Here is a 24,504-nt window from a genome sequence, read left to right on the forward strand (position 1 = left end):
GGAGAGCACGGTGCGTCCTTTCGTCGGTGGGCCTCCAGTCGACGCCCGCTGCGGCCCGGTGGCAACCCCTTCCGCGCCGGGCCGCAGCGGGCGTCGACTGGAGGCCCACCGACGAAAGGACGCACCGTGCTCTCCGACTCCCCCATCGGCCCCGTTCTGCTCTCCCGCGACCTCGCCGCCTCCCGCGCCTTCTACGCCGGCTCCCTGGGACTGGAGGTCCTCGAGGAGAGCGAGTCGGCGATCGCCTACTCCTGCGGCGGCACGCGGCTCACCGTCACCGCCAGCACCACGGGCTCGAAGGACGAGCAGACCAAGGCCGCCTGGCGGGTGGCCGACCTGCGCGCCGAGCTGGACGCGCTGGCGGCTCGGGGCGTGGCTCCGGAGGACTACGACAGCGACGAGCTGCGCACCGAGAACGGCGTGGCCGACCGCGGCAGCGTCTGGGCGGCCTGGATCCTCGATCCCGACGGGAACGCGCTCGGCATCGAGCAGCCGAAGAGCTGATCGGCGCCGCTCTAGACTCGCCCCATGCCCGACGACTCCGCTCCGCTGCCCGCGCCCGGGTGGTACCCGCACCCGGCCGACCTCGGCTCGGAGCTCTACTGGGACGGCGCGGCGTGGACCGACCGGTCCCGCCCGTCCTCCTCGGCGCCCGCTCCCGCCTACGGCACGCCCCCGGGCGCTCCGGAGCAGGAGCTGTACGCCTATCCGTCCGCCCCGTCCTCCGCGGCGGGCCGCAACCCGATGGCGATCGCGAGCCTCGTGCTCGGCGTCCTGAGCCTGCTGATCAATCCGCTGCTGATCCCCTCGATCCTCGCCATCGTCTTCTCGGCGAAGGGCCGGGCGGCCGCACCGCTCGTCGGAGGCGGTCGCGGGCTCGCGACGGCCGGACTCGTCACCGGGATCCTCGGTCTGGTGTCGGGCGTCTTCACCATCGTCGGCAACCTCTCGGCCGGGGTCCCCGGCCTGGCCGGCTGACCGGGGTGCCGCGGCCCTCGACGCCCCGATGACCGCGCGCCGGAGCGCTCCCTGGCTCCTCGTCGTGGCGGTCGCCCTGGTCGCGCTGGTCCTGCGCGGTCCGATCGTCGCCGTCGCGCCCATCATCGACGCGGTGCGCGAGGACCTCGCGCTGTCCGCGGGCCAGGCGGGGATCCTCACCAGCATCCCCGTGCTCTGCTTCGCCCTGGCGACTCCGCTCGCCCTCCTGGTGATCCGCCGCGCGGGACCCGACGCCGCCGTGACCGTCACGGTGATCGGCGTCGCGCTCGGCACGATCGTCCGATCGATCGGCGACGTGGGACCGGCCGTGGCGGGCACCATCCTGATCGGCGTCTCCATCACGATCGGCAACGTCGTCCTCCCCGTCGTGATCCGGCGGGACGTCGCGCCCGAGCGCGTCGACCTCACGACGGGCGTCTACACCGCAGCCCTCAACATCGGCTCGACGATCACCTCGCTCGGCACCGCTCCGCTCGCTCTGGCGCTCGGCTGGCGCGGCGCCCTGCTCGTCTGGCTCGCCCTCAACGCCCTCGCTCTGGCCGGCTGGCTCCTGGCCGTCAGGCCTCGGGCGGCCCTGCGTCCGGCTCCCCGCCCGGCCCGCGCCGACCGCGCACCGGCCGCACCGGCTCCGCGGATCTTCCGCAGCGCGACCGTGCTGGCGCTCGCGCTCTGCTTCTCGAGCCAGGCGTTCTCGTACTACGGCGTGACGGCGTGGCTCCCCTCGCTGCTCGTCGACCGCAACGGCTTCTCGATCGCGACCGCGGGCGCGAGCGCCTCGGTGTTCCAGCTCGCCGCGGTCGCCGGCGCCCTCGGCGTCCCGCTCCTGGTCCGGAGGCTCGGACCCCTGGGGGGCATCGTGCTCGTCGGCCTCCTCTGGTGCACGGTGCCGGCGGGGCTGCTGCTCGCCCCGCAGCTCTGGGCGCTCTGGTGCGTGCTGGGCGGCGCGGCCCAGGGCGGAGGATTCACGGTGGTCTTCGTGCTCGTCGTGCGGCTCTCCCGCTCCGACGCCCACGCGTCGCGGCTCTCGGCCACGGTGCAGGGGATCGGCTACGCCGTGGCCGCCACCGCCCCGACCGTCATCGGCTTCGCGCACGACGCGAGCGGCGGCTGGGAGGCTCCCCTGCTGACCGTCCTCGCCGCGACCTGCTCCTTCCTCCTCTTCGGCACCCTCGCCGCTGCGCGCCAGCGCCGGGCCTGACCCGCGACACGACCGGCCGCGCCGTCAAGGGGGCCGTCCGACGACTGTCGGCCCCGTAGCGTGTCCGCATGGCCGAGCAGAGCACGACCCGCGAGAAGACAGCGCCCGATCCCGACGATTCCCGGAAGCCCGACGACGTCACCGACATCACCAAGCGCTCCTGGTTCTACGTCCTCAAGAAGACGGCCCGCGAGTTCGGCGCGGACCAGTGCACCGACCTCGCCGCCGCGCTCACCTACTACGCCGTGCTCGCGCTCTTCCCCGCCCTGCTCGCGATCGTGTCGGTGCTGGGGCTCTTCGGCCAGGCGCAGGCCACCACTGATCTGGTGCTCGACCTGATCGGGAACCTCGCGTCGAGCGAGGTCGTCGACCTGCTGCGCGACCCGATCCAGGCGCTGACCAGCTCCTCCGCCGCGGGTCTCGCCTTCGTGACCGGTGTCGTCGGAGCGATCTGGTCCGCCTCCGGCTACGTCGGCGCCTTCGGCCGCGCGATGAACCGCGTCTACCAGATCGACGAGGGGCGCCCCTTCTGGAAGCTCCGCCCGACGATGCTCGGCGTGACCGTGGTGACGGTCGTCCTGATCGTGATCGCGGCGCTCATCCTCGTGCTCAGCGGACCGGTCGCGACCGCCGTCGGCGACGTCGTGGGCCTCGGCCCCGCCGCCCTCACCGTGTGGAACATCGCGAAATGGCCGGTGCTCGTGGTCATCGCGATCGTGATCGTCGCGACCCTGTACTACTGGGCGCCCAACATCCGCCAGCCGAAGTTCCGCTGGATCAGCATCGGATCGATCGTCGCCCTGGCGATCTGGCTGATCGCCTCGACCGGCTTCGCGTTCTACGTGGCCAACTTCTCCAACTACAACAAGACCTACGGCTCGCTCGGCGCGGTGATCGTCTTCCTCCTCTGGATCTGGATCACCAACATCGCCCTGCTCTTCGGCGCGGAGTTCGACGCCGAGCTCGAGCGCGGACGCGAGCTGCAGGCGGGCATCGAGGCGGAGGAGACCATCCAGCTCCCCCCGCGCGACACCGCCGGGAGCGACAAGAAGGCGGCCGTGCACGAGAAGGACGTCCGCGACGGACGCTGGCTGCGCCTGGCGAGCGAGAACCGCAGCGACGAGGGCGCGGCCCAGGACGACGAGGCCGCGAAGAAGAAATGACTCAGGACTCGGACGACCAGAGCGCGCGGTAGTAGGCCGCGCGCTCGTCGTCCGGATCCGCTCCGTACTCCGCGAGGAGCAGCGGGGTGTGGCCCGGGCCGTAGTTCCAGCCGAGGCTGACCGCGGCGACCGCCAGATCCGCCCAGCGGTCGCCCACGCCCAGGTCGCCGACGTCGACCGTGCCGCTCCAGCGTCCGTCGTCGTCGACCAGCGTGTTCGGAGCGCACGCGTCGCCGTGCACCACGACGGGGTCCACGAGCTCCGGAGCCGCGCCGAGCGCCGACGGTCGGCGCGCGAACCAGGAGTCGCCGCGCAGCTCCTCGGGCACCGCGTCGACGGGGAGCGCGTGGACCGCCCGCAGGCCGGCCGCGATCGCGCGGACGGCCTCCTCCGGCCGGGCTGTCCACTCCGGGTCGACGGCGCTCCGCCCGGGCAGCGGTGCGGTGAGGAGCCACTGCCCCTCGTCGTCCTCGCCCGCCTCCAGGATCCGGGGCGCGTCGATCCGCCCCTCCAGCCAGCGCAGACGCGCGATCTCGCGACGGAGGTCGACGCCCGTGGACCGGGGATTCCACTTCAGGTACCCGGCGTCCACGCGGAAGGTCAGCCCGTCGAGCTCGTTGCGCCAGACGAGCGCCGGATCGGTGCCGCCGTTCAGGCGCCTCGCCGGCGACGGGATCCGGACGCCCTCGAGCGAGGACTGCCGTGCGAGGTCGGGACCGCTCATGCCTCCAGGGTAGGCGCCCCGATCCTGAGAGGATCCGCATGCCGCGGACCGCGCCACCCGCCTCCTCCGAGCAGCGCGCCCTTACCCTGACGGGCGTGCCGGAGCAGCCGCCCGGCGCGATCCGGTGACGAGGGAGCCCCCGTGACGCAGAGCGACGACGACCGCGGGCCCGTGCAGCCCGACTTCTCGAAGGAGCAGGAGGGCTACCGTCCCGGGCTCAAGCCCCGGCAGCTGCAGATGATCGCCATCGGCGGCGCGATCGGCACCGGCCTCTTCCTCGGCGCGGGCGGCCGACTCGCCACCGCCGGTCCCTCGCTCGTCGTCGTGTACGCGGTCTGCGGTGTCTTCGCCTACCTGATCCTCCGCGCGCTCGGCGAGCTGGTCCTGCACCGGCCGAGCTCGGGCTCCTTCATCTCCTACGCCCGCGAGTTCCTGGGCGAGAAGGCCGCCTTCGTCGCCGGATGGATGTACTTCCTGAACTGGGCGATGACCGCGATCGCCGACGTCACCGCGGTGGCCCTCTACGTGAAGTACTGGTCGCTCTTCTCCTCCGTGCCCCAGTGGCTCCTCGCACTCATCGCCCTGGTCGTCGTGCTCTCGCTGAACCTCGTCTCGGTCAAGGTCTTCGGGGAGCTGGAGTTCTGGTTCGCGCTGATCAAGGTCACGGCGCTGGTGGTCTTCCTGGTGATCGGCGTCGTCGTGCTCGCCGCGGGCTGGCCGCTGCAGTCCGGCGGCGTCGCCGTGGACCCCGGGATCAGCCTCTGGAACGACAACGGCGGCATCCTGCCCGGCGGCCTGATCGCCAGCGTCCTGGTCGTCCAGGGCGTGGTGTTCGCCTACTCCGGAGTCGAGCTTGTCGGCACGGCGGCGGGCGAGACCGCGGAGCCGGCGAAGGTCATCCCGCGCGCCATCAACTCGGTCATCCTGCGCATCGCCGTCTTCTACGTCGGCTCGGTGCTGCTGCTGACGCTGCTGCTGCCCTACACGGCCTACTCGAAGGGCGAGAGCCCGTTCGTCACGTTCTTCAGCTCGCTGGGCGACGGCTCCTCGGGCGAGATCGCCGGATCGATCATGAACTTCGTCGTGCTGACGGCCGCGCTCTCCAGCATCAACGCCGGGCTCTACTCGACCGGCCGCATCCTCCGCTCCATGGCGCTCAACGGCTCCGCCCCCGCCTTCACCGGCCGGATGAACAAGCAGGGCGTCCCCTACGGCGGCATCCTGCTCACGGCGAGCATCACCCTGATCGGGATCGTGCTGAACCTCTTCGTGCCGTCCGAGGCCTTCGAGATCGTCCTCAACGTCTCGGCGCTGGGCATCGTCACGGGCTGGGGCATGATCGTCCTCTGCCAGATGCAGCTGCAGCGCTGGGCGGCTCAGGGGCGCCTGGAGCGCCCGTCCTTCCGGATGCCCGGCGCCCCGGTGACCTCGTGGCTCACCCTGGCGTTCCTGGTGATCGTGGTGGTCCTCATCGCCGTCGACTTCCCGACCGGCACCTGGACCGTGGGCATCGTCGCGGTGGTCGGCGTGCCCGCCCTGATCGTGGGCTGGCACGTCGCGAAGCCGCGCATCCTGGCGATCGCGTCCGCCCGTGACGGCTTCACCGGCGCCCACCCCGTGATCGCCGCCCGTCCGGCCTCCGAGGCCAAGCGCGACGGGAACGAGCGGCGCCGCGAGTAGGGCGGGTCAGCGCCGGCGGAGGTAGCGCAGGAGCAGCGTGTCGCCGGCGCTGAGCACGTGCGCCAGGTGCTGCGGGCGCGGTCCGGGGACGTCGCCGCGGGCGAGCCTCCCGGAGTCCCCCGCCTCGAGCGTTGGAGCGACGGTCAGGCAGAGCTCGTCGACGGCGTCTGCGGCGAGGAGGGTCCCGAGCAGCGACGGACCGCCCTCGCAGTGGATCCTGCCGAGCCCCCGCTCCGCGAGCTGCGCCCGCATCCGCGTCGCGTCGAGCTCTGCGTCGCCGCAGACGAGCACGTCGGCGACCTCGGCGAGCTCCGCGCGGCGGCGGGCCGGCGAGGAGCCGGTGGTCACGACGGTCGGGCGCACCGGCGCCTCGGTGAAGATCCGCGAGGCGGGATCGAGGTCGAGCGACCCCGAGACGATCGCGAAGACGGGCTGCGGGGCGAGCCCGGTGCCGAGCCGCGCCCGCACGGACTCGTCGCTCAGCACCATCGGGCCGTAGCCCTCGGTCCGCACCGTGCCGGCCGCGACGAGCACGACGTCGGCGAGCCGGCGGAGCAGGTCGAACACGCGCAGGTCCGCCGCGCCCCCGAGATCGCCCGAGACGCCGTCACGGGTGATCGCGCCGTCGACGCTCGCGACGAAGTTGACCCGGAGCCACTGCTCGCCGGCCCCGTCCGCGTAGAGGGCCAGCAGAGCCTCGTCGGACAGGTCCTGCCCGGCCGGGGACAGGCCGTCGATGCGGGCGCTCACGCCGCCGGCTCCACGTTGTGGCGGAGGAAGACGGGCGCTCGCCAGCCCAGCACCGCCTCCGTCATCCGCACGGCGTCCACCGCCTGGCGCACGTCGTGCATGCGCACGATCCGCGCACCGTTCAGGATGCAGATCACCGCGGCGGCGAGGGAGCCCTCGAGGCGCTCCCCCTGCGGCCGGTCCAGCGCCTCGCCGATGAAGTCCTTGTTGGAGACCGCGGCGAGCACCGGGAAGCCGAGCGCGGCCACCTCGCCCAGCCGGCGGGTGAGCTCGAGCGTGTGCAGGGTGTTCTTGTTCAGGTCGTGACCCGGATCAACGATGATCCTCCCGGCAGGCACTCCACCCGAGAGCGCGCGATCGACGCGGCTCCGCAGGTGGTCGACCACCGTCGCCACGACGTCGTCGTACTCGGGTCTCTCCGGCTCGCTGCGGGGAGCGCCCACGCTGTGGGTGATGACGAGCTGAGCGGAGGAGGAGGCGACGACCTCGAGCATCCGGGGGTCGTGCAGCCCGCTCGTGTCGTTGATGACGGAGGCGCCCGCGGCGATGCTCGCGCGCGCGACCTCGGCGCTCGTCGTGTCCACCGAGACGACCACGTCGCTCCGCTCCGCGATGCCCGCCACGACGGGGACGACCCGGTCGAGCTCCTCCTGGAGCGTGACAGCGGGGCCGCGGCCGAACGGCACTCCGCCGATGTCGACCCAGTCGGCGCCGAGCTCCGCGGCGCGCACGGCGGCCGCGATGGCACTGTCCAGGGCGAAGGTGGAGCCCTTGTCGTAGAAGGAGTCGGGCGTGCGGTTCACGACCGCCATCACGGCCACCTGCCGCTCGAAGTCGAACTCTCGTCCGCCGATGTGCCGCGTGGTCATGGGCGCGTCCCTCCCGCTCGGAGCGCCGGGAGAAGGCCGGCGCCGCTCACCCTAGACGAGCGGAGTCGGCGGAGGCTGGAGCGGGCCGCCCTCGAGCAGCGCCTGGAAGAGGACGTGGTCCTGCCACTCCCCGGCGATCCGCAGGTAGCGCCGCGCGACGCCGATCCGCTCGAAGCCGTTGCGCTGCAGCACGGTCTGCGATCCGACGTTGTGGAGGAGCGTCCCGGCCTGCACGCGGTGCAGCCCCAGATCGTCCCGTGCGGTGCGCAGGACGGCTCCGACCGCGCGGGTCATCACGCCGCGGCCCTGCAGACCGCTGTCGAGCCAGTAGCCGAGATCGCCGCTGTCGAAGGCGCCGCGGACGATGTTCGCGAGAGTCAGCCGACCGACGATCACACCGCCCGCGTCGAGGACGAGCGGGAGGACGCTGCCGGCCCGGTGCGCGGCGAGTGCGTCAGCGACGGCGTCGGTCTGGCCCCCCGCCTCGAAGAAGCGGGTCGAGCGCGTCGGCTCCCAGGGCGCGAGGTGCCGGCGGTTGCGCCGGTACGCGGCGGCGAGGGCCGGTCCGTCGTCCCGCGAGACGAGCCGCAGGAGGGTGCCCTGGTCGTCGACGGGGATCGGGGCGGGCATCCTGCGAGGGTAGCGCCGGAGCCGGGAACGACAGAACCCCCGGCCAGGGGCCGGGGGTTCTCGTGGTGGGCGATACTGGGATCGAACCAGTGACCTCTTCCGTGTCAGGGAAGCGCGCTACCGCTGCGCCAATCGCCCGTTGCTCCGTGCGGAGCGCCTCGTTCGGTGAACGATCGAGGTGGATACGGGATTCGAACCCGTGTATACGGCTTTGCAGGCCGCTGCCTCGCCTCTCGGCCAATCCACCGTGTACGGGATTCGGTGTAGGCGGCCCGAGGGCCGACCAGGTGGGAGGCACCCGAGGGTGCCGTCCCGATGACGCCGGTCCGAGGACCGGTGTTCGAGCGGATGACGAGATTCGAACTCGCGACCCTCACCTTGGCAAGGTGATGCGCTACCGCTGCGCCACATCCGCATGTAGGTCGTACTGGTGTTGCCGTCTTGCGTGTCGTGCTGTCTTGCTGTCTGTCCGGCGCTTTCGCTGCCCGGCTCGACCTAGAAGAATGTATACGACAGCGGCGCCGGAATCCAAATCGAGCGGACGCCGATCCCGCCGCTCGGAGTCCGATCCGCGTCTTTCCGCGCGAAACCGGCTCGTCGCCGTCCGTTCACCCGGGCGTGGCGGGCGTCGGCGGTGCATCCGGGCCCCGCGGATCCGCTACGATCGTCTCTCGGGTCGTCCAGCACGTCCCCCTGGGCGATTGGCGCAGTTGGTAGCGCGCTTCCTTCACACGGAAGAGGTCATCGGTTCGAGTCCGGTATCGCCCACCCTCACCCCCGGTCCGTGCTCACGCACTCGGCCGGGGGTTCTCTCGTGCCGCCGCGGCCGTCCTCCGTCGTCGCAGCGCCCAGTCGAAGGAGCCGACCCGCGATGATGGGCCGCTCGCACGCCGTCTCCGGTGCGCTCGCCTGGGCCGTCGCCGCCTCCGTGCCCGCCGTCGCCGGGCCCCTCGGCCTCGCGGGTCTCCCACTGGACCTCCGGCTGGTCGGCCTCGGAGTCGCCGCCGGCTGGGCCCTGGTGCCCGACGCGGACCACGCGAGCGCGACCGTCTCCCGCTCGGCGCCGGGCGCCTCCCTGCTCACCGCGACCGCGGGCCGGATCAGCGGAGGGCACCGGCACGGGATGCACTCGCTGCTCGCGGTCGCCGTCGTCTGGTACCTGGTGCCGGTGCTCACGGCGCTGCGCTTCCCGGTGCCGATCGTCGGCCCCGTCGCCGTGGCCGCCGTGCTCACGCTGCCCGCCCTCGCGTTCGCCGCGAAGGCCGTCCGGGCCGCCCCCTCCTGGCGCATCGCCTGGGCCGGGGCGACGGTCGTCACGGTCCTGCTCGTCGCGCTCGCCGACGGCACCTGGGCGTGGCTCCGGGTCGCCGCGACGCTGGGCTACCTCGTGCACGTGGCCGGCGACGCCCTCACGACCGGCGGGATCAACTGGCTGTGGCCGCTGCGCGTGCGCCTGCCGCGGCGCCTGCGCCGGACACCGCTGCGCCACGTCTGGACCACCGGCGGCTACGCCGCGCTGCCCGTGCTGGGCTCCGCCGGGTCCTGGCGCGAGACGGTCCTCTACTGGCTGATGTCCGCGGCGACGATCGTGCTCACCGCCTCGATGATCACGGCCGAGCAGCTGTAGCCCGGGGCGCCCTCCTCAGAAGACCTTCCCCGGGTTCATGATCCCCAGCGGGTCGAACACGGCCTTGATCCCGCGCTGGAGCGCCAGCGAGTCCTCGCCCAGCTCCTCCGCCAGCCAGCGCCGCTTGAGCAGTCCCACGCCGTGCTCGCCCGTGAGCGTGCCGCCGAGGGCCAGGGCCGTGCGGAAGAGCTCCGCCGCGGCGCCCCAGACGTCCTCCCCCACGGGTCCGTCCCCCGCGGGCAGCACGAAGTTCGGATGGAGGTTCCCGTCCCCCGCGTGGGCGACGGTGGGGATGCTGAGCCCCGTCCGCTCCTCGATGCCGCGGATCGCCGCGAACATCGCCGGCAGCGCCGAGCGGGGCACGCAGACGTCCTCGATCAGCACCCGGCCCTCCGCCTCGAGCGCCGGGTGGAAGGCCCGGCGGACGGCCAGCAGAGCCTCGCCCTCGGCCGGGTCCTCGGTCGCCTCGGCGGCGCCCCCGGAGGCGGTCACGATCTCGAGGACGCGCTGCGACTCCTCCGCCGCTCCTCCGCCGTCCGTCTGGACGAGGAGGTAGGCGGCACCGCGGTCCAGGGCCGCTCCGGTGTAGCGCGAGATCGCGGCGAGCGCCGCCTCGTCCATCAGCTCCATCACCGCGGGACGGAGCCGCGCGGCGGTGATCGCGGCGGAGGCGGCGGCCGCGGCGACGACGCTCGGGAAGTACGCGCCGACCGTGACCACGCGCCCGGTCGGGATCGGGCGGAGCTTCACGGTGGCCTCCACGATGACGCCCAGCGTCCCCTCGGAGCCGGTCAAGAGGGCGGTGAGGTCGTACCCGGTGACTCCCTTCACGCTGCGGCGGCCGGTGCGGAGCAGGCGTCCGTCGGGGAGGACGACCGTCAACCCGAGCACCGCCTCGCGGGTCACGCCGTACTTGGCGCACAGCAGCCCCCCGGCGTTCGTCGCGATGTTGCCGCCGATGCTCGAGATCGCGCGGCTCGCGGGGTCGGGCGAGAAGACGAGGCCGTGCGGAGCGATGGCGTCCGACAGCGCCTGATTGATGACCCCGGGCTCGACCACCGCCAGCTCGTCCTCGAGCGACACCTCGAGGATGCGGTCCATGGCGGCGGTCGAGAGGACGAGCGCTCCCTCGCTCGCCACTCCCCCGGCAGCGAGGCCCGTTCCCGCTCCGCGCGGCACGACCGGGAGCCGGTGCTCCGTCGCTATGCGCAGCGCCGCCTGCACGTCCTCGACCGAGCGGGCAGCGACGAGCGCGAGCGCGCGACCCGGTGCGGAGAAGCCCGACTTGTCGGTGTGCACGGCCTCGAACCCGGGGCCCTCGGTCAGGACCGCGTCTCCGAGCGCGTCGCGCAGCTGTCGGAGGATCTCGTGGTCGTGCATGGTTCACTCCGTGCGGTCGCGGGCGGGTCCTGCCGATCCTTCCACGGGCGCGGGGCAGGATGGCGGGATGACCGGAGAGACGCGATGGCCGCGGTGACGAGCGCGGGGATCCTGCTGCACCGCGAGGGCCCCTCCGGCACCGAGGTGTTCCTCGGGCGGATGGGCGGCCCCTTCTGGACCCGGCGCCCCCGCGCGTGGACGATCCCGAAGGGCGTGCACACGGGCGACGAGACGCCGCTGGACGCCGCGCGCCGAGAATTCGAGGAGGAGACCGGCGCTCCTCCGCCCGACGGGGAGCTGACCCTCCTCGGCGCGTTCCGGCAGAGCGCGGCCAAGACCGTCACCGTCTTCGCCGGGCACGGACTCGCGGACACCGCCTTCGTCGCGAGCAACACCTTCGAGCTGGAGTGGCCGCGGGGCTCCGGCGTGCTGCGCAGCTTCCCCGAGCTGGAGGACGCCCGGTGGCACCCGCTCGACGAGGCCCGCTCGCTGGTGGTGGCCGGGCAGGTCGCCGCCCTCGACGCGCTGGCCGAACTGCTGGCGGATCCGGACGGCGGGGACCGGGCCGGCACCGCCCCCTAGTCCGCGGTCGCGTAGACCCGCAGGCCCAGCGGCACGATCCGCACCACGGCCTCGTCGAATCCGTCGCGGGAGCCGTCGAAGCGCTCGGTCTCGCCGTCGTGCGCCCACTCGGGGTCGTCCCCCGCGGGCCGGCGCGCGCCGACGGTGATCTCCGGCGTCGAGAACGACTCCACCACCGGTGCCCGCCAGCCGGGCACACGGCCGACCACCGGGGTCGCCGTACGGCCGAGCAGGAGCGAGAACGCTCCCCGGGTGCGAGGAGTCCGTCCTGAGTGCAGGATGCGCACGTCGAGGTGGCCGTCGTCGAGCCGACGCCGGGCGAGCGGGGCGGCCGTGCGCGGGTGCTCCTGGTTCACCCCGACGAAGTACGACCAGACGAGCTGCGTGCGCCCGTCGCGCCGGAGCTCGAACGGATCGGTGCGCCGCACGACCGAGAGGGCCGCGATCACGGCGGCGAGCGGCTTCCCGATCCGCTTCTCGCGCTTCTCGCGGGCCGCGACGAACTCCGGGTAGACGCCGATCGAGACCGTGTTGAGCACCGTGACCGGGTCTCCCCCGTCCGCGACGACCTCGGCCACGTCGACGTCGCGGCGCTCGCCGATCGTCGCCGCGTCGAGCGCGTCCTGGACGGTGAGCAGCCCCAGCGCCTTCGCGAAGTGGTTCATGGTCCCGCCCGGCAGCACGAGCAGCGTCATCCCCTCGGCGCGGGCGAGAGCGGCACCGACCGACATGGTGCCGTCCCCGCCGTAGATCCCGAGCACCCGGGGCGGAGAGTCCCCCGAGCGCGCCTCGCGCACCACGTCGGCGAGGTCCTCCCCCTCGGTCAGCCGGTGCACGCGCGCCTTCGGGAACCGCGCTCGGACCAGCGGCTCGGGATCGGGGCGGTGCGAGTCCCGGCCCGCGCCGGGGTTGAGGACCACGAGGAGGGCGGCGCCGTCCCCCAACGGGCTGCGGTCGACGGGGGGCCGGGTCGCGCGCTCCGAGACGGGCACGTGGCGCGGCTCGGCCGGCAGGACGGCTCGGCCGACGACCGCGACCGCCGCGCCGAGCACCGCGCCGCCGAGGACGTCCGAGAGCCAGTGGACGCCGACGTGCAGGCGGGAGAAGGCCACGGCGGCGGCGAGCGGGGCGACCGCCGCCCCCACTCGGGGCGACTCGAGCGCGACCCCGGCGGCGAAGGCGGCGGCGCTCGCCGCGTGCCCCGAGGGGAAGGACGCCGACGTCGGCACCGTCGCCAGGCGCCGGCCGACCGGGACGTCGACGAGGAGCGGCCGGTCGCCGCCGAACACGCGCTTGCCGACCAGGTTCGCGAGCGCGCTGGCCGCGGCGAGCGAGGCGGTCCCCCGCAGAGCCTCGCGGGGACGGCCCGCCAGGAGCAGCAGAACGCCGACGCCGGCCCAGAGGACTCCGTGGTCCGCGGCCCGGGAGAGCCCCACGAGCGCCCCGTCGACGACGGTCGACGGGCGACGGGCGTTCAGCCGCCGGGCCGCACGAGCGTCCGCCCGGCGCACGACGCGCGGGACGGTGACGAGTCGGCGGAGCAGGACGGACGGGGGTCGGGTTCCGCGGAGGGCCATGCGCTCAGCGTAGGAGGAGGCGCCTCCGCGGTCCCTGGACCGGTCGACGGCGCGCTACACCTCGCCGAAGCCCGACTCGACCAGATCGCCGAGCCGGCCGACCGCCTCCTGGGCCTGCGGCCCCGACGCCGAGAGGACGACCTCGTCCCCGCGGTCGAGCCCCAGCGACATCACGCCGAGCAGGCTCGTGGCGTCCTTGCCGTTCGCGTCGATCCGGGCGTCGAAGGTGGCGGCGAGCGTCACGAAGTCGGCCGCGGGACGGGCGTGCAGGCCGTTCGGGTTGATGAGGCGGACGCGGCGCTGCACGCGCTCGTCACCGGGCGGAGCCTCCTCGGCGGGAGCCGCGAGCGCCTCGCCCCGGGCCGACTCCGCGGCGGCGAGCACCTCGTCCAGCGATGCCCCCGTGCCCGCGGCGACGGCGGCCGCGACCGCCCCCTCCACCAGCGGGGCGTCGGCGATCCGGACCCGGGCGCGCGCGTCGTCGTCGAGGAACTCGACCGCGGTCTCCGCCGTCATGATCGCCGAGCCGAGGTCGCAGAGGACGACGACCCCCTCGCCGGAGTCCGCTTCCGCCAGGGCCGCCGTGATGCGGTCGAAGCTGGTGCCGATGCCGCCGTCGTCCGTCCCGCCCGCGGCGACCAGCGCGACCGAGGCCGCCATCTGCTCCGCGAGCTCGACCAGCCCCTCCGCCAGCTGCGCGCTGTGCGAGACCAGGACCAGCCCGACGCTCACGCCGCCGCCTCGGCTGCTGCGCGGAGCAGGAGAACGGTCGACACGCTGCCGGGATCACGGTGCCCGATGGCGCGCTCGCCGAGGTAACTGGCGCGTCCCTTGCGGGCGACCAGCGGGTCCGTCGACTCCGCTCCCCTCTGCGCCGCCTCCGCCGCCGCGGCGAGGACGTCGGCCGGAGCCGCTCCCTCCTCGGCGGCGGCCGCGGCCGCGTCGACCGCCGGCGTCCACGCGTCCACCATCGTCTTGTCGCCCACCTCGGCCTTGCCGCGGAGCACGATGCCGTCCCTCGCCGCGGCCAGGAGCGCTGCGACGTCCGCGCCCTCGAGCGCGACCTCGCCCGCGACCGCGGCGGAGGCCTTCAGGAACGCCGTGCCGAACAGCGGGCCCGAGGCGCCGCCGACGGTGGAGATGAGCGTCGTCGCGACCAGCTTGAGCACGTCCGCCGGGACCCCCTGCTCCGGCGCCGCGTCCAGCTTCGCGACCACGGCCTGGAAGCCGCGGTCCATGTTCTCGCCGTGGTCCCCGTCGCCGATCGCCCGGTCGAGCGTGATCAGCTCGACCCGGTGCTCCGCGATCGACTCGGCGGCGCGGCGGATCCACGCCGTCGCCCACGCCGCGTCGAGCCCGGCTCCCTGTGCGTCCTGCATGGTCGTCTCCTCCTCGTGGGCCGCTCCTGCGGCTGTCGTTCCGGTCATGGTGTGCGCGCGGGCGCTCAGCGTCCCCACCGCAGCGCCGCGGTCTGCACCGGGGAGTCCCACAGCTCGGTCAGGGCGTCGTCGAGCTTGAGGACGGTGAGCGAGAAGCCCTGCATCTCGAGCGACGTCGTGTAGTTGCCGACGAGGCGGCGCGCGACGGAGATCCCCTTCTCGGCCAGCGCCTCGGCTGCCCGGCGGTAGGCGAGGTACAGCTCGATCTGCGGCGTGCCGCCCATGCCGTTCACCAGGAGCAGCACCTCGTCCCCGGAGGAGAACGGCAGGTCCTCCAGGATCGGGCCGAGGATCCGGTCGACGATGCGGTCGGCCGGCTCCAGCGCGATCTTCTCCCGGCCGGGCTCGCCGTGGATGCCGATGCCGATCTCGATCTCGTCCTCGCCCAGCTCGAAGCTCGGCTCGCCCGCGTGCGGGACGATGCACGGCGTGAGGGCGACGCCCATCGAGCGCACGTTGGCGATCACCGTCTCGGCGATCGTCGCGACCTCGTCGAGGGAGTCGCCCCGCTCGGCCGCGGCGCCCGCGATCCGCTCGACCAGCACGGTGCCGGCCACGCCGCGGCGGCCCGCGGTGTAGAGCGAGTCCTTCACCGCGACGTCGTCGTCGACGATCACGCTGCGCACCTCGATCCCCTCGGCGCCGGCGAGGTCGGCCGCGGTCTCGAAGTTCAGGACGTCGCCCGTGTAGTTCTTCACGATGTGCAGCACACCCGCGCCGCCGTCGACGGCCTGCGTGGCCGCGACGATCGGGTCGGGCGTGGGCGAGGTGAAGACGGGACCGGGGACGGCGGCGTCCAGCATCCCGAATCCGACGAAGCCCGCGTGCAGCGGCTCGTGCCCGCTGCCGCCTCCGCTGACGATGCCCACCTTGCCCGAGCGGGGCGCGTCGGCCCGCACCACGAACAGGGGATCCGACACCACCCGGACCAGGTCGGCGTGCGCCAGGCCGAAGCCGGCCACCGACTCCGTGACGACGTTCTTCGGGTCGTTGATGAGCTTCTTCATCGAGGTCTCCTCCAGGATCGGGCCACCACTCGGGCGTCCCGTGACCTGCGGGCGATCCGGCGCGTGGTGGATCGCCGCCCGCACCGTCGCGGACAGCAGCCCCACGTTACGCCCTGCGCTCGCGCCTACGGCAGCGGGACGACGGCGCGCTGCGTCTCGCGGACCCACTCCTCGAGCTTGGCCGTGGCGGCCCCGGAGTCGACGGCCTCCGCCGCGCGGTCCATCGACGTCCGCAGGCGCTCCAGGACGGGCGTGCGCACCAGGTCCGGGTCGCGCGCCAGGTCGAACGCCGCGAGGCCTGCGGCCGCGTTCAGAAGGACGATGTCGCGGACGGGGCCGCCGTCTCCCGCGAGCACCGAGCGCACCACGCTCGCGTTGTAGGCGGCGTCGCGGCCGCGCAGCTCGTCGATCCGCGCGCGGGGCAGGCCCAGGTCGCGCGGGTCGAGGTCGTGCTCGACCACGGAGCCGCGCGACACCTCCCAGATGTGGCTGTGACCCGTGGTGGTGAGCTCGTCGAGGCCGTCGTCCCCGCGGAACACCAGAGCCGTCGCCCCGCGCGTCCGGAACACGCCGACGACCAGCGGCACCCGGTCGAGGTGCGCCACTCCGACCGCCGACGCCTCGGGACGCGCCGGATTGCAGAGCGGGCCGAGGAAGTTGAACACCGTCGGCACGCCCAGCTCGGCGCGCACCGGACCGGCGTGCCGGAAGCCGGGGTGGAAGAGGGACGCGAAGACGAAGGCGATCCCCGTCCGCCGGAACACCTCGGCCACCCGCTCGGGGGAGAGGGAGAGGTCGACCCCGAGTGCCGCGAGCACGTCGGAGGAGCCGGAGGAGGAGGACGCGGCCTTGTTCCCGTGCTTCACGACGGGCGTGCCGGCGGCGGCCGCGATGATCGACGCGGTGGAGGAGATGTTGACGGTCCCGAAGCGGTCCCCGCCCGTCCCGACGATGTCCAGGGCCATCGGGTCCACGTCCAGCGGCACCGCGTGGTCGAGGATCGCGTCGCGGAAGCCGACGATCTCGTCGACGGTCTCGCCCTTCGCCCGGAGCGCCACCAGCAGTCCGGCGAGCTGCGCCGGAGTCGCCGCGCCCTCCATCACCTGCTCCATGGCCCACGTCGCCTCGGAGACGCTCAGATCGGAGGACTCGAGGAGTGCGCTGAGAACGTGCGGCCAGGACAGGGTTTCCGACATGGCTCCCAGATTATGCGACGAGGATCGCCTCCCGGCTAGTGCGACTTCCCTCCCCTGCCATCGGCCATAATGGTCTGTGTGACGAGCACCTCTCTCTCCCCCACGGCCACCGCGCCCGTAGTGAACCGACCCAACCCGGTCGCGGTCGGAACGATCGTCTGGCTGGGCAGCGAGGTCATGTTCTTCGCGGGCCTGTTCGCGATCTACTTCACCCTGCGGAGCACCTCCCCCGAGCTCTGGGGCGCCGAGACCCAGATCCTCAACGTCCCCTACGCGGGCGTGAACACGGTGATCCTCGTGGCCTCGTCGTTCAGCTGCCAGTTCGGCGTGTTCGCCGCCGAGCGCCTGCAGCCGCGCGCGACGGGCCTCAGCCCGTTCAAGTGGGGCATGGTCGAGTGGTTCTTCCTCACCTACGCCCTGGGCGCGGTCTTCGTCTCCGGCCAGGTGCTCGAGTACGCGACCCTCGTCTCCGAGGGCGTCACGCTCTCCAGCAACGCCTACGGCTCCGCCTTCTACCTGACGACCGGCTTCCACGCCCTGCACGTCACCGGCGGCCTGATCGCGTTCCTCCTCGTCATCGGCCGCGGCTTCGCGGTCAAGAACTTCGGCCACAAGGAGGCGACGAGCGCCATCGTCGTCTCGTACTACTGGCACTTCGTCGACGTCGTCTGGGTCGGCCTGTTCGCCGTCATCTACTTCCTCAAGTGACGCGCCCGCCGATGCCCCACTCCACTCCCGACCCCCGCAGGAAGGACGCCTCGATGGCCTCCCCGAAGACGAAGAGCCGAGCCAAGAAGGGTCGCCGCCACCCGCTCGCCACCCTGGCCCTGATCGCCATCGGCCTCGGGCTCACCGGCGGGACCTACGCCGCGGTCGGCGTCGCGACGTCCGCCTCGGCGGAGACGTCGTCCACCAGCCAGCAGACGATCGACGAGGGCTCGAAGCTCTTCGCCGCGAACTGCGCCACCTGCCACGGCCTCGACGCCGCGGGCACCGACAACGCTCCCTCCCTCATCGGAGTGGGCGCGGCGTCGGTCGACTTCCAGGTCGGCACCGGCCGCATGCCGATGCAGATGCACGGCCCCCAGGCGCTCGAGAAGCCGGTGCAGTTCACCGACGAGCAGGTCGGCGAGCTCGCCGCCTACGTCGCGTCGCTGGCCCCCGGCCCCGCGATCCCCGAGGGCGAGGTCCTCGACGGACAGGGCGACGCGGCGAACGGCGCCGAGCTGTTCCGCATCAACTGCGCCATGTGCCACAACGTCGCCGGAGCCGGCGGCGCGCTCACCGAGGGCAAGTTCGCTCCCCCGCTGGGCGGCGTGACCGAGGCGCACATCTACGAGGCGATGGTCACCGGCCCGCAGAACATGCCGGTCTTCAACGACCTGAACATCTCGCCCGAGGACAAGCGCGACATCATCTCGTACCTCAAGTACATCGAGGCCAACCCGTCCCCGGGCGGATTCGCGCTCGGCTCCCTCGGGCCGGTCGCGGAGGGCCTGTTCCTCTGGATCTTCGGCCTCGGCGCGATCGTGGCCCTGACGGTGTGGATCACCGCCCGATCCAACTAGACGACTGCAGCGCCCTGACGGGCGCGACTGACCCACGGCACCGACTGGTGCCGACACGGCGTGAAAAGGAGAACCATGGCAGAGCACGATGAGGGTGGCACGGACCTCGTCACCTCGTCGGCCACCGGGCACGGAACGGCTCCGGCCGGCACCGCGGTCGTGACGCGGGACCGCGTCCAGGACCCGGGCCTCCCGCCGCACCGCCCCCGGATGACCGACCTCGACCCCAAGGTCGAGAAGCGTGCCGAGCGCACGGTGTACACGCTCTTCTACCTCTCCTTCGCGGGCTCGATCTTCGCGGTCGCCGCCTACATGGCGTTCCCGATCACGGAGGACGTCGCGTCGGTCCGGCTGAACACGCTGTTCATCGGCCTGGGCATGTCCCTCGCCCTCCTGGGGATCGGCATCGCCGCCGTCCACTGGGGCAAGCAGCTGATGTCGGACCACGAGGGCATCGACATCCGCCACCCCGTCCGCAGCGCGGAGCCCACCCGCGCCCGTGCGCTCGAGATCTTCGACCAGTCCGACAAGGAGTCCGGCTTCGGCCGCCGCTCCCTCGTTCGGAACAGCCTGATCGCCTCCCTCGTCGTGTTCCCCCTGCCCGCCGTGATCCTGTTCCGGGGCCTCGGCCCGCAGGACCAGAACCCCGTCGCCCTCCTCAAGACCACCCTGTGGGAAGAGGGCACGAGGCTCACCCTGGACCCGTCGGGAGCGCCGATCCTCGCATCGGACGTCACCCTCGGATCCGCCTTCCACGTCATCCCCGAGGGCCTCAACGACGCCGAGGGCAAGCTGGAGGAGAAGGCCAAGGCCGCCGTCCTCCTGATGCGCCTGAAGCCGGAGGACCTCATCGTCAGTGAGGGTCGCGAGACCTGGAACTACGACGGAATCGTCGCCTACTCCAAGATCTGCACGCACGTCGGCTGCCCAGTGGCGCTGTACGAGCAGCAGACCCACCACCTGCTGTGCCCGTGCCACCAGTCGCAATTCGACATCACGCGCGAGGCCGCCGTCATCTTCGGCCCGGCGAAGCGTCCGCTTCCGCAGCTCCCCATCACCGTCGACGCCGAGGGTTACCTGGTCGCCAGAAGCGACTTCACGGAGCCCGTCGGACCGTCCTTCTGGGAGCGATGACTCACATGTCCACCACCACCCCCTCACGCCCCTCCAGCTCCCCCGCGGAGCCCGAGGACGGCGTCATCCTCGGATCCGGCAAGTTCCAGAAGGGGTACGTCGGAGCGGCGTCGAACTACATCGACGAGCGCACGAGCATCTCCGCGGTCGTCAAGGAGTTCGGTCGCAAGATCTTCCCCGACCACTGGTCCTTCCTCCTCGGCGAGGTCGCGCTCTACAGCTTCGTCATCATCCTGCTGTCGGGCACCTTCCTCACCTTCTTCTTCCAGGCCTCGATGGTCGAGACGCACTACGAGGGCAGCTATCTGCCCCTCAAGGGCATCGAGATGTCGGCGGCGATGTCGTCCTCGCTCGACATCTCCTTCGACATCCGCGGCGGCCTGCTGATGCGGCAGATCCACCACTGGGCGGCGCTGCTGTTCGTGGCCTCGATCGGCCTGCACATGCTGCGCATCTTCTTCACCGGTGCGTTCCGCAAGCCCCGCGAGCTCAACTGGGTCATCGGCTTCGTCCTCTTCATCCTCGCGATGGCCGAGGGCTTCACCGGCTACTCGCTCCCCGACGACCTGCTCTCGGGCAACGGCCTCCGCATCATCGACGGCATGGTCAAGGGCATCCCGATCGTCGGCACCTGGATCTCGTTCCTGCTCTTCGGCGGCGAGTTCCCGGGCACCGACATCGTCGGCCGCCTCTACACGCTGCACATCCTGCTGCTGCCGGCACTGGTGCTCGCGTTCATCGCCCTCCACCTCGTGTTCGTGGTCGTCCACAAGCACACCCAGTTCCCCGGTGCGGGCAAGACCGAGCAGAACGTCGTCGGCTACCCGGTGCTGCCGGTCTACGCCGCGAAGGCCGGTGGATTCTTCTTCATCGTCTTCGGCGTCGTCGTCCTCATCGCCTCGCTGTTCACGATCAACCCGATCTGGAACTACGGCCCGTACGACCCCTCGCCCGTCTCCGCGGGAACCCAGCCCGACTGGTACATCGGGTTCGCCGACGGCGCCCTGCGCCTCGTCCCGCCGGGACTCGAGTGGGCCATCCCGGGCATCGGAACCCTGTCGTTCAACATCCTGATCCCGCTCGTCGGTCTCGGACTGTTCATCGCCGTGGTCATGCTCTACCCGTTCCTCGAGGCGTGGATCACCGGTGACAAGCGCGAGCACCACCTGCTCGACCGCCCGCGCAACGCCGCGACCCGCACCGCGATCGGCGCCGCCGGAGTCAGCTTCTACGCCGTCCTCTGGGCCGCCGCCTCGTCCGACCTCATCGCGACGCACTTCCACCTCACGATGGAGGGCGTGATCCACAGCCTGCAGTTCCTGCTCATCGCGGGTCCGTTCATCGCGTACTTCATCACCAAGCGCATCTGCCTGGCGCTGCAGAAGAAGGACCGCGAGATCGCGCTGCACGGCTTCGAGTCGGGCCGCATCGTCCGCCTCCCCGGCGGCGAGTTCATCGAGGTGCACCAGCAGCTCGACGAGTACGAGCGCTGGAAGCTCGTCGGTCAGGACGAGTACGAGCCCCTGATGATCCGTCCGGACTCGCGTGGCCGCATCACCGCCCCGCAGCGCGTCCGCGCCGGCCTCTCCCGCTGGTTCTTCGAGGACCGGATCACCCCCGTCACCCAGAAGGAGCTCGAGAGCTCGCACAGCGAGCACTGATCCTCCCCTGAGGGCCCGGACGTTCGTTCGTCCGGGCCCTTCGTCGTTCCCCCAGCGGGGCGGCGCCTGTCCTCCGGCGCGGTGGAGGTCGTCGGTGCACCGAGAGCCGGTGAGACCGGATCACAGCGCCTCGACGGCGACAAGCCGGCAGGAACGTGGGGCGATACTCCGGACCTCGAGACCTCCGCTCCTTGAATCACGAGACGCCGTCTCACCGCCGAGCTGGAGACGTCCGCCTCCCTCGGATCACCGAGTGATCCAGCCTGTCTGCATGGTCGCAGTGTCGTCGTCCGGTGAGGTCCCCGTCCCCGTCCACGTCGAGACACTCGGCATCGGTTCGAGGGCACCCATCCTCAGCAGGCCTGTCAGGACTGCCCTCCCCCGCTCACGGCCGAGCCCTCTGTGATCGGCGACGGCGACGCTCGCCGGTGAGACCGAGGAGGCGACCTCCGGACATCGACGACCGTCGCTGCAGCGGCGTCTCAGGCTCCCTGTCCTCGCACCGACCGGCACGACCCGCTAGACGTACCGAGGAACTCCAAGAGCCGCAGGGGCGCCCGCGGTTCCGCCGGGGAGCGGGCTCCGCTGGGGTCGGAACGGTGTGCAGGAGTCCGTAGGGCGGCGCAGGCGCCAGAACAGGCGCGGCGGGCCCAGTACGGCCGCAGGCGCAGCAGTATCCCCGACCGTAGCGGCCACCACCGTCGGCACACCCACACGCGCACAGGAGAGCCGCCACAGGCGTAGCCCGCTCAGCCGTGACCGGAGCAGGAGCCGTCGCAGCGCTGCTCTGGAAGGGTGATGACGCGGCCCGACTCTCCTGCTCGGCGCCGCTCGCTGCGCTCCCCTGCGAGCTTCCGCGTCGCGGGCCGTCGGCTATTGCTCGAACGAGCTCCTCCGCGCAGGACGCCTCTGTGTCCTGCCAGCGGGACACCGAGAGAGATCCCGCTCAGCTCGTCAGCCCTCACTGAGCGGTCCCGGCCCTGACCGGGAGGTCCCGGCCCTCACCGGGAGGCTCGATCCGCCACCGATCGGCGAGCGACGCCCCTGCACGAAGCCGAAGGGCCGAGCCGACCGGGTCCCGACCGCGCGTCCCTTCCTCCTGGATACACGAAAGGGCCGGGTGCACGGAGCCGAAGCCCCCGTGCACCCGGCCCTCGGCCGTGCGATGCGCCCTAGCGGGCGAAGTACCCGCGGTAGTACTCGTACACCCAGCCGGCGATGGCGACCAGGAAGAGTCCGACGGCGATGTAGGTGATCCAGAACCCCACGGCCAGGCCGAGGAATCCGAGGGCCGCGGAACCGCCCAGGATCAGCGGCCACCAGCTCCACGGGCTGAAGAAGCCCAGCTCGGGGTCCCCGTCATCGATGTCCGCATCGAGGCGATCCTCGGGGAGCTCGGCACCCTGCGCCTTGTGGACGCGGCCGACGTAGAACGCGATGAACGCGCCCAGCACGGCCGAAAGACCGATGCCGACGGTGCCGACCCACTCGACCTGGCCCGTGTCGAGCAGCGACCACACGATGTACGTGATGTCGGCGAGGAGGAAGAAGCCCGCGAGGAGCCAGAAGAGATTGACGTTGGCGCGCATGGCCCTACTTCACCGTGCCTTCGGACTTGTCGTACGTGGGGGCGTCCGGAGCATCCTTCGCCGGACCGATTCCGACGGGGATGCCGGCCTCGGGGTGGTTGAGGTCGAACGCCGGGGCCTCGCTTCGGATCCGCGGGATCGAGGTGAAGTTGTGGCGGGGCGGCGGGCACGAGGTGGCCCACTCGAGCGACCGGGAGAAGCCCCACGGGTCGTTCACCGTCACCTTGGGCGCCTTGCGGGCCGTGATGTACACGTTCAGGAAGAACGGGATCAGCGACACCGCGAGGATCATCGCTCCGACCGTCGACACCTGGTTCATCCAGGTGAAGCCGTCCTCGGGGAGGTAGCTGGCGTAGCGGCGCGGCATGCCGACGACGCCCAGCCAGTGCTGGATGAGGAAGGTGGTGTGGAAGCCGATGAACAGCAGCCAGAAGTGCCACTTGCCCAGCGTCTCGTTCAGCATCTTGCCGGTCCACTTGGGCCACCAGAAGTAGAAGCCCGAGAACATCGCGAAGACGACGGTTCCGAACACGACGTAGTGGAAGTGCGCCACCACGAAGTACGAGTCCGAGACGTGGAAGTCGAGCGGGGGCGACGCGAGGATGACGCCGGTGAGTCCACCGAAGGTGAAGGTGATCAGGAAGCCGATCGCCCAGATCATCGGGGTCTCGAAGGTCACCGATCCGCGCCACATGGTGCCGACCCAGTTGAAGATCTTCACGCCGGTCGGGACCGCGATGAGCATGGTCATCAGCGAGAAGAACGGCAGCAGGACCGATCCAGTGACGTACATGTGGTGCGCCCACACCGTCACGGAGAGGGCGGCGATCGCGATGGTCGCGTAGATCAGCGTCTTGTAGCCGAAGATCGGCTTTCGGCTGAAGACCGGGAACACCTCGGACACGATGCCGAAGAACGGCAGCGCGATGATGTACACCTCGGGGTGGCCGAAGAACCAAAACAGGTGCTGCCAGAGCAGGACGCCGCCGTTGGCCGCGTCGTAGATGTGGGCGTCGAACACCCGGTCGGCGCCGAGGGCGAACATCGCGGCGGCGAGCACCGGGAACGCGAGCAGCACGAGGATCGACGTCACCAGGATGTTCCAGGTGAAGATCGGCATCCGGAACATCGTCATGCCGGGGGCGCGCATCGTGATGATCGTCGTGATGAAGTTCACCGCGCCGAGGATCGTGCCGAAGCCCGAGAGCGCGAGGCCGAAGACCCAGAGATTGCCGCCGAGCCCTGGCGAGAACGTCGTGCTCGACAGTGGCGCGTACGCGAACCAACCGAACGACGCCGCACCCTGCGGGGTGACGAATCCGGCGACCGCGATGAGCGAGCCGAAGCTGTAGAGCCAGTACGCGAAGGCGTTGAGGCGGGGGAACGCGACGTCGGGGGCGCCGATCTGCAGCGGCATCAGGACGTTGGCGAAGCCGGCGAAGAGCGGCGTCGCGAACATCAGCAGCATGATCGTGCCGTGCATCGTGAACAGCTGGTTGTACTGCTCGCGCGTCTCGACCACGTTCAGGCCGGGCTCGAACAGCTGGGCGCGGATGACCAGGGCCATCACGCCGGCGATGCAGAAGTAGATGAACGACGTGATCAGGTACATGTACCCGATGACCTTGTGGTCGGTCGAAGTCATCCAGCGGACGAGGACGTTCGCCTTGCGCTGGACCGGCGGAATGCCGGCGGTGCGCGTCGGGCGGGGTGCCGTGGCGGTGCTCATGC

At 71.9% G+C, this 24,504-nt stretch carries 23 protein-coding genes and 4 tRNA genes; 12 read left to right on the forward strand and 15 right to left on the reverse strand.

Annotated elements, in window-relative coordinates:
• The first annotated feature begins 126 nt into the window (after nt 1-126).
• From C5C39_RS14705 to C5C39_RS14720, 4 genes are all read left to right on the forward strand, one after another.
• A complete protein-coding gene (locus tag C5C39_RS14705; protein ID WP_104256165.1) occupies nt 127-504 on the forward strand; it encodes a VOC family protein in 378 nt (125 codons plus the stop codon).
• A gap of 24 nt (nt 505-528) precedes the next feature.
• On the forward strand, nt 529-978 hold the full coding sequence (locus C5C39_RS14710) for a DUF2510 domain-containing protein (RefSeq protein ID WP_104251081.1): 450 nt from the start codon (nt 529-531) through the stop codon (nt 976-978).
• Nucleotides 979-1,006: 28 nt separating this feature from the next.
• Nucleotides 1,007-2,197 carry a CynX/NimT family MFS transporter gene (locus tag C5C39_RS14715; protein WP_104353726.1) on the forward strand — a complete coding sequence of 397 codons (1,191 nt, stop codon included), beginning with the start codon at nt 1,007-1,009 and terminating at the stop codon, nt 2,195-2,197.
• 68 nt (nt 2,198-2,265) lie between these two features.
• The gene (locus C5C39_RS14720) at nt 2,266-3,360 is read left to right on the forward strand and encodes a YihY/virulence factor BrkB family protein (RefSeq protein ID WP_104353727.1); all 1,095 of its coding nucleotides are present in this window, start codon (nt 2,266-2,268) and stop codon (nt 3,358-3,360) included.
• A gap of 1 nt (nt 3,361) precedes the next feature.
• Here C5C39_RS14720 and C5C39_RS14725 read toward each other — a convergent pair whose 3' ends face one another.
• On the reverse strand, nt 3,362-4,084 hold the full coding sequence (locus tag C5C39_RS14725; protein WP_104353728.1) for an aminoglycoside 3'-phosphotransferase: 723 nt from the start codon (nt 4,082-4,084) through the stop codon (nt 3,362-3,364).
• 141 nt (nt 4,085-4,225) lie between these two features.
• Between C5C39_RS14725 and C5C39_RS14730 the strand changes: the two genes are divergently transcribed.
• Entirely contained in the window at nt 4,226-5,764 is a 1,539-nt protein-coding gene (locus C5C39_RS14730; protein ID WP_244229624.1) for an amino acid permease, read from the forward strand.
• A 6-nt stretch (nt 5,765-5,770) separates the two neighbouring features.
• Here the strand turns inward: C5C39_RS14730 and C5C39_RS14735 are convergent, their stop codons facing one another.
• From C5C39_RS14735 to C5C39_RS14760, 6 genes are all read right to left on the reverse strand, one after another.
• Nucleotides 5,771-6,514 (reverse strand): pyrimidine reductase family protein, encoded by a 744-nt coding sequence (locus C5C39_RS14735; protein WP_104353729.1) that lies wholly within the window; start codon nt 6,512-6,514, stop codon nt 5,771-5,773.
• Nucleotides 6,511-7,383 carry a dihydropteroate synthase gene (gene folP, locus C5C39_RS14740; protein ID WP_104246762.1) on the reverse strand — a complete coding sequence of 291 codons (873 nt, stop codon included), beginning with the start codon at nt 7,381-7,383 and terminating at the stop codon, nt 6,511-6,513. The genes C5C39_RS14735 and folP overlap by 4 nt, the downstream gene beginning before the upstream one ends.
• Nucleotides 7,384-7,434: 51 nt before the next feature.
• Nucleotides 7,435-8,013: a GNAT family N-acetyltransferase gene (locus C5C39_RS14745; RefSeq protein ID WP_104353730.1), complete on the reverse strand. Its 579-nt coding sequence runs from the start codon at nt 8,011-8,013 to the stop codon at nt 7,435-7,437.
• A gap of 63 nt (nt 8,014-8,076) precedes the next feature.
• A tRNA-Val gene (locus C5C39_RS14750) sits at nt 8,077-8,151 on the reverse strand.
• A 38-nt stretch (nt 8,152-8,189) separates the two neighbouring features.
• A tRNA-Cys gene (locus tag C5C39_RS14755) sits at nt 8,190-8,260 on the reverse strand.
• 96 nt (nt 8,261-8,356) lie between these two features.
• Nucleotides 8,357-8,428, reverse strand: a tRNA-Gly gene (locus C5C39_RS14760).
• Between the two features lie 280 nt (nt 8,429-8,708).
• Between C5C39_RS14760 and C5C39_RS14765 the strand changes: the two genes are divergently transcribed.
• Together C5C39_RS14765 and C5C39_RS14770 are read left to right on the forward strand one after the other, a co-directional pair.
• Nucleotides 8,709-8,781, forward strand: a tRNA-Val gene (locus C5C39_RS14765).
• A 103-nt stretch (nt 8,782-8,884) separates the two neighbouring features.
• Nucleotides 8,885-9,640, forward strand: coding sequence for a metal-dependent hydrolase (locus tag C5C39_RS14770; protein ID WP_104353731.1), 756 nt, complete (start codon nt 8,885-8,887; stop codon nt 9,638-9,640).
• A gap of 15 nt (nt 9,641-9,655) precedes the next feature.
• Here C5C39_RS14770 and C5C39_RS14775 read toward each other — a convergent pair whose 3' ends face one another.
• Entirely contained in the window at nt 9,656-11,020 is a 1,365-nt protein-coding gene (locus C5C39_RS14775; protein ID WP_104353732.1) for an FAD-binding oxidoreductase, read from the reverse strand.
• 84 nt (nt 11,021-11,104) lie between these two features.
• On the opposite strand from C5C39_RS14775, the gene C5C39_RS14780 reads away from it, so the two are divergent.
• Nucleotides 11,105-11,602, forward strand: a complete 498-nt coding sequence (locus tag C5C39_RS14780; RefSeq protein WP_104353733.1) for an NUDIX domain-containing protein — start codon at nt 11,105-11,107, stop codon at nt 11,600-11,602.
• On the opposite strand, the gene C5C39_RS14785 is transcribed toward C5C39_RS14780, so the two are convergent.
• From C5C39_RS14785 to trpD, 5 genes are all read right to left on the reverse strand, one after another.
• Nucleotides 11,599-13,179, reverse strand: coding sequence for a bifunctional phosphatase PAP2/diacylglycerol kinase family protein (locus tag C5C39_RS14785; protein ID WP_104353734.1), 1,581 nt, complete (start codon nt 13,177-13,179; stop codon nt 11,599-11,601). The two genes, C5C39_RS14780 and C5C39_RS14785, sit on opposite strands and share 4 nt — an antisense overlap.
• A gap of 54 nt (nt 13,180-13,233) precedes the next feature.
• On the reverse strand, nt 13,234-13,911 hold the full coding sequence (dhaM, locus tag C5C39_RS14790; RefSeq protein ID WP_104256172.1) for a dihydroxyacetone kinase phosphoryl donor subunit DhaM: 678 nt from the start codon (nt 13,909-13,911) through the stop codon (nt 13,234-13,236).
• A complete protein-coding gene (gene dhaL / locus C5C39_RS14795) occupies nt 13,908-14,558 on the reverse strand; it encodes a dihydroxyacetone kinase subunit DhaL (RefSeq protein ID WP_104256173.1) in 651 nt (216 codons plus the stop codon). Before dhaL ends, dhaM begins: the two co-directional genes overlap by 4 nt.
• Nucleotides 14,559-14,623: 65 nt before the next feature.
• Nucleotides 14,624-15,625 carry a dihydroxyacetone kinase subunit DhaK gene (gene dhaK, locus C5C39_RS14800; RefSeq protein ID WP_104353735.1) on the reverse strand — a complete coding sequence of 334 codons (1,002 nt, stop codon included), beginning with the start codon at nt 15,623-15,625 and terminating at the stop codon, nt 14,624-14,626.
• Between the two features lie 125 nt (nt 15,626-15,750).
• Nucleotides 15,751-16,821 carry an anthranilate phosphoribosyltransferase gene (gene trpD, locus C5C39_RS14805; protein WP_104225357.1) on the reverse strand — a complete coding sequence of 357 codons (1,071 nt, stop codon included), beginning with the start codon at nt 16,819-16,821 and terminating at the stop codon, nt 15,751-15,753.
• 69 nt (nt 16,822-16,890) lie between these two features.
• On the opposite strand from trpD, the gene C5C39_RS14810 reads away from it, so the two are divergent.
• The 4 genes from C5C39_RS14810 to C5C39_RS14825 all read left to right on the forward strand — a co-directional run bounded on the left by C5C39_RS14810 (nt 16,891) and on the right by C5C39_RS14825 (nt 21,184).
• The gene (locus C5C39_RS14810; protein ID WP_104224647.1) at nt 16,891-17,529 is read left to right on the forward strand and encodes a heme-copper oxidase subunit III; all 639 of its coding nucleotides are present in this window, start codon (nt 16,891-16,893) and stop codon (nt 17,527-17,529) included.
• A gap of 53 nt (nt 17,530-17,582) precedes the next feature.
• Nucleotides 17,583-18,389 (forward strand): c-type cytochrome, encoded by an 807-nt coding sequence (locus tag C5C39_RS14815; RefSeq protein WP_104224648.1) that lies wholly within the window; start codon nt 17,583-17,585, stop codon nt 18,387-18,389.
• Between the two features lie 75 nt (nt 18,390-18,464).
• Nucleotides 18,465-19,523 carry a ubiquinol-cytochrome c reductase iron-sulfur subunit gene (locus C5C39_RS14820; protein WP_104353736.1) on the forward strand — a complete coding sequence of 353 codons (1,059 nt, stop codon included), beginning with the start codon at nt 18,465-18,467 and terminating at the stop codon, nt 19,521-19,523.
• Nucleotides 19,524-19,528: 5 nt separating this feature from the next.
• Complete coding sequence (locus C5C39_RS14825; protein WP_104224650.1) at nt 19,529-21,184, forward strand: ubiquinol-cytochrome c reductase cytochrome b subunit; 1,656 nt, start codon at nt 19,529-19,531, stop codon at nt 21,182-21,184.
• Between the two features lie 1,172 nt (nt 21,185-22,356).
• Here the strand turns inward: C5C39_RS14825 and C5C39_RS14830 are convergent.
• Nucleotides 22,357-22,773 carry a cytochrome c oxidase subunit 4 gene (locus tag C5C39_RS14830; protein WP_104224651.1) on the reverse strand — a complete coding sequence of 139 codons (417 nt, stop codon included), beginning with the start codon at nt 22,771-22,773 and terminating at the stop codon, nt 22,357-22,359.
• 4 nt (nt 22,774-22,777) lie between these two features.
• Entirely contained in the window at nt 22,778-24,502 is a 1,725-nt protein-coding gene (gene ctaD, locus C5C39_RS14835) for a cytochrome c oxidase subunit I (RefSeq protein WP_104276432.1), read from the reverse strand.
• Nucleotides 24,503-24,504: the final 2 nt, after the last annotated feature.

This window comes from Rathayibacter sp. AY1F3, from assembly GCF_002931975.1.
Classification (GTDB): domain Bacteria; phylum Actinomycetota; class Actinomycetes; order Actinomycetales; family Microbacteriaceae; genus Rathayibacter.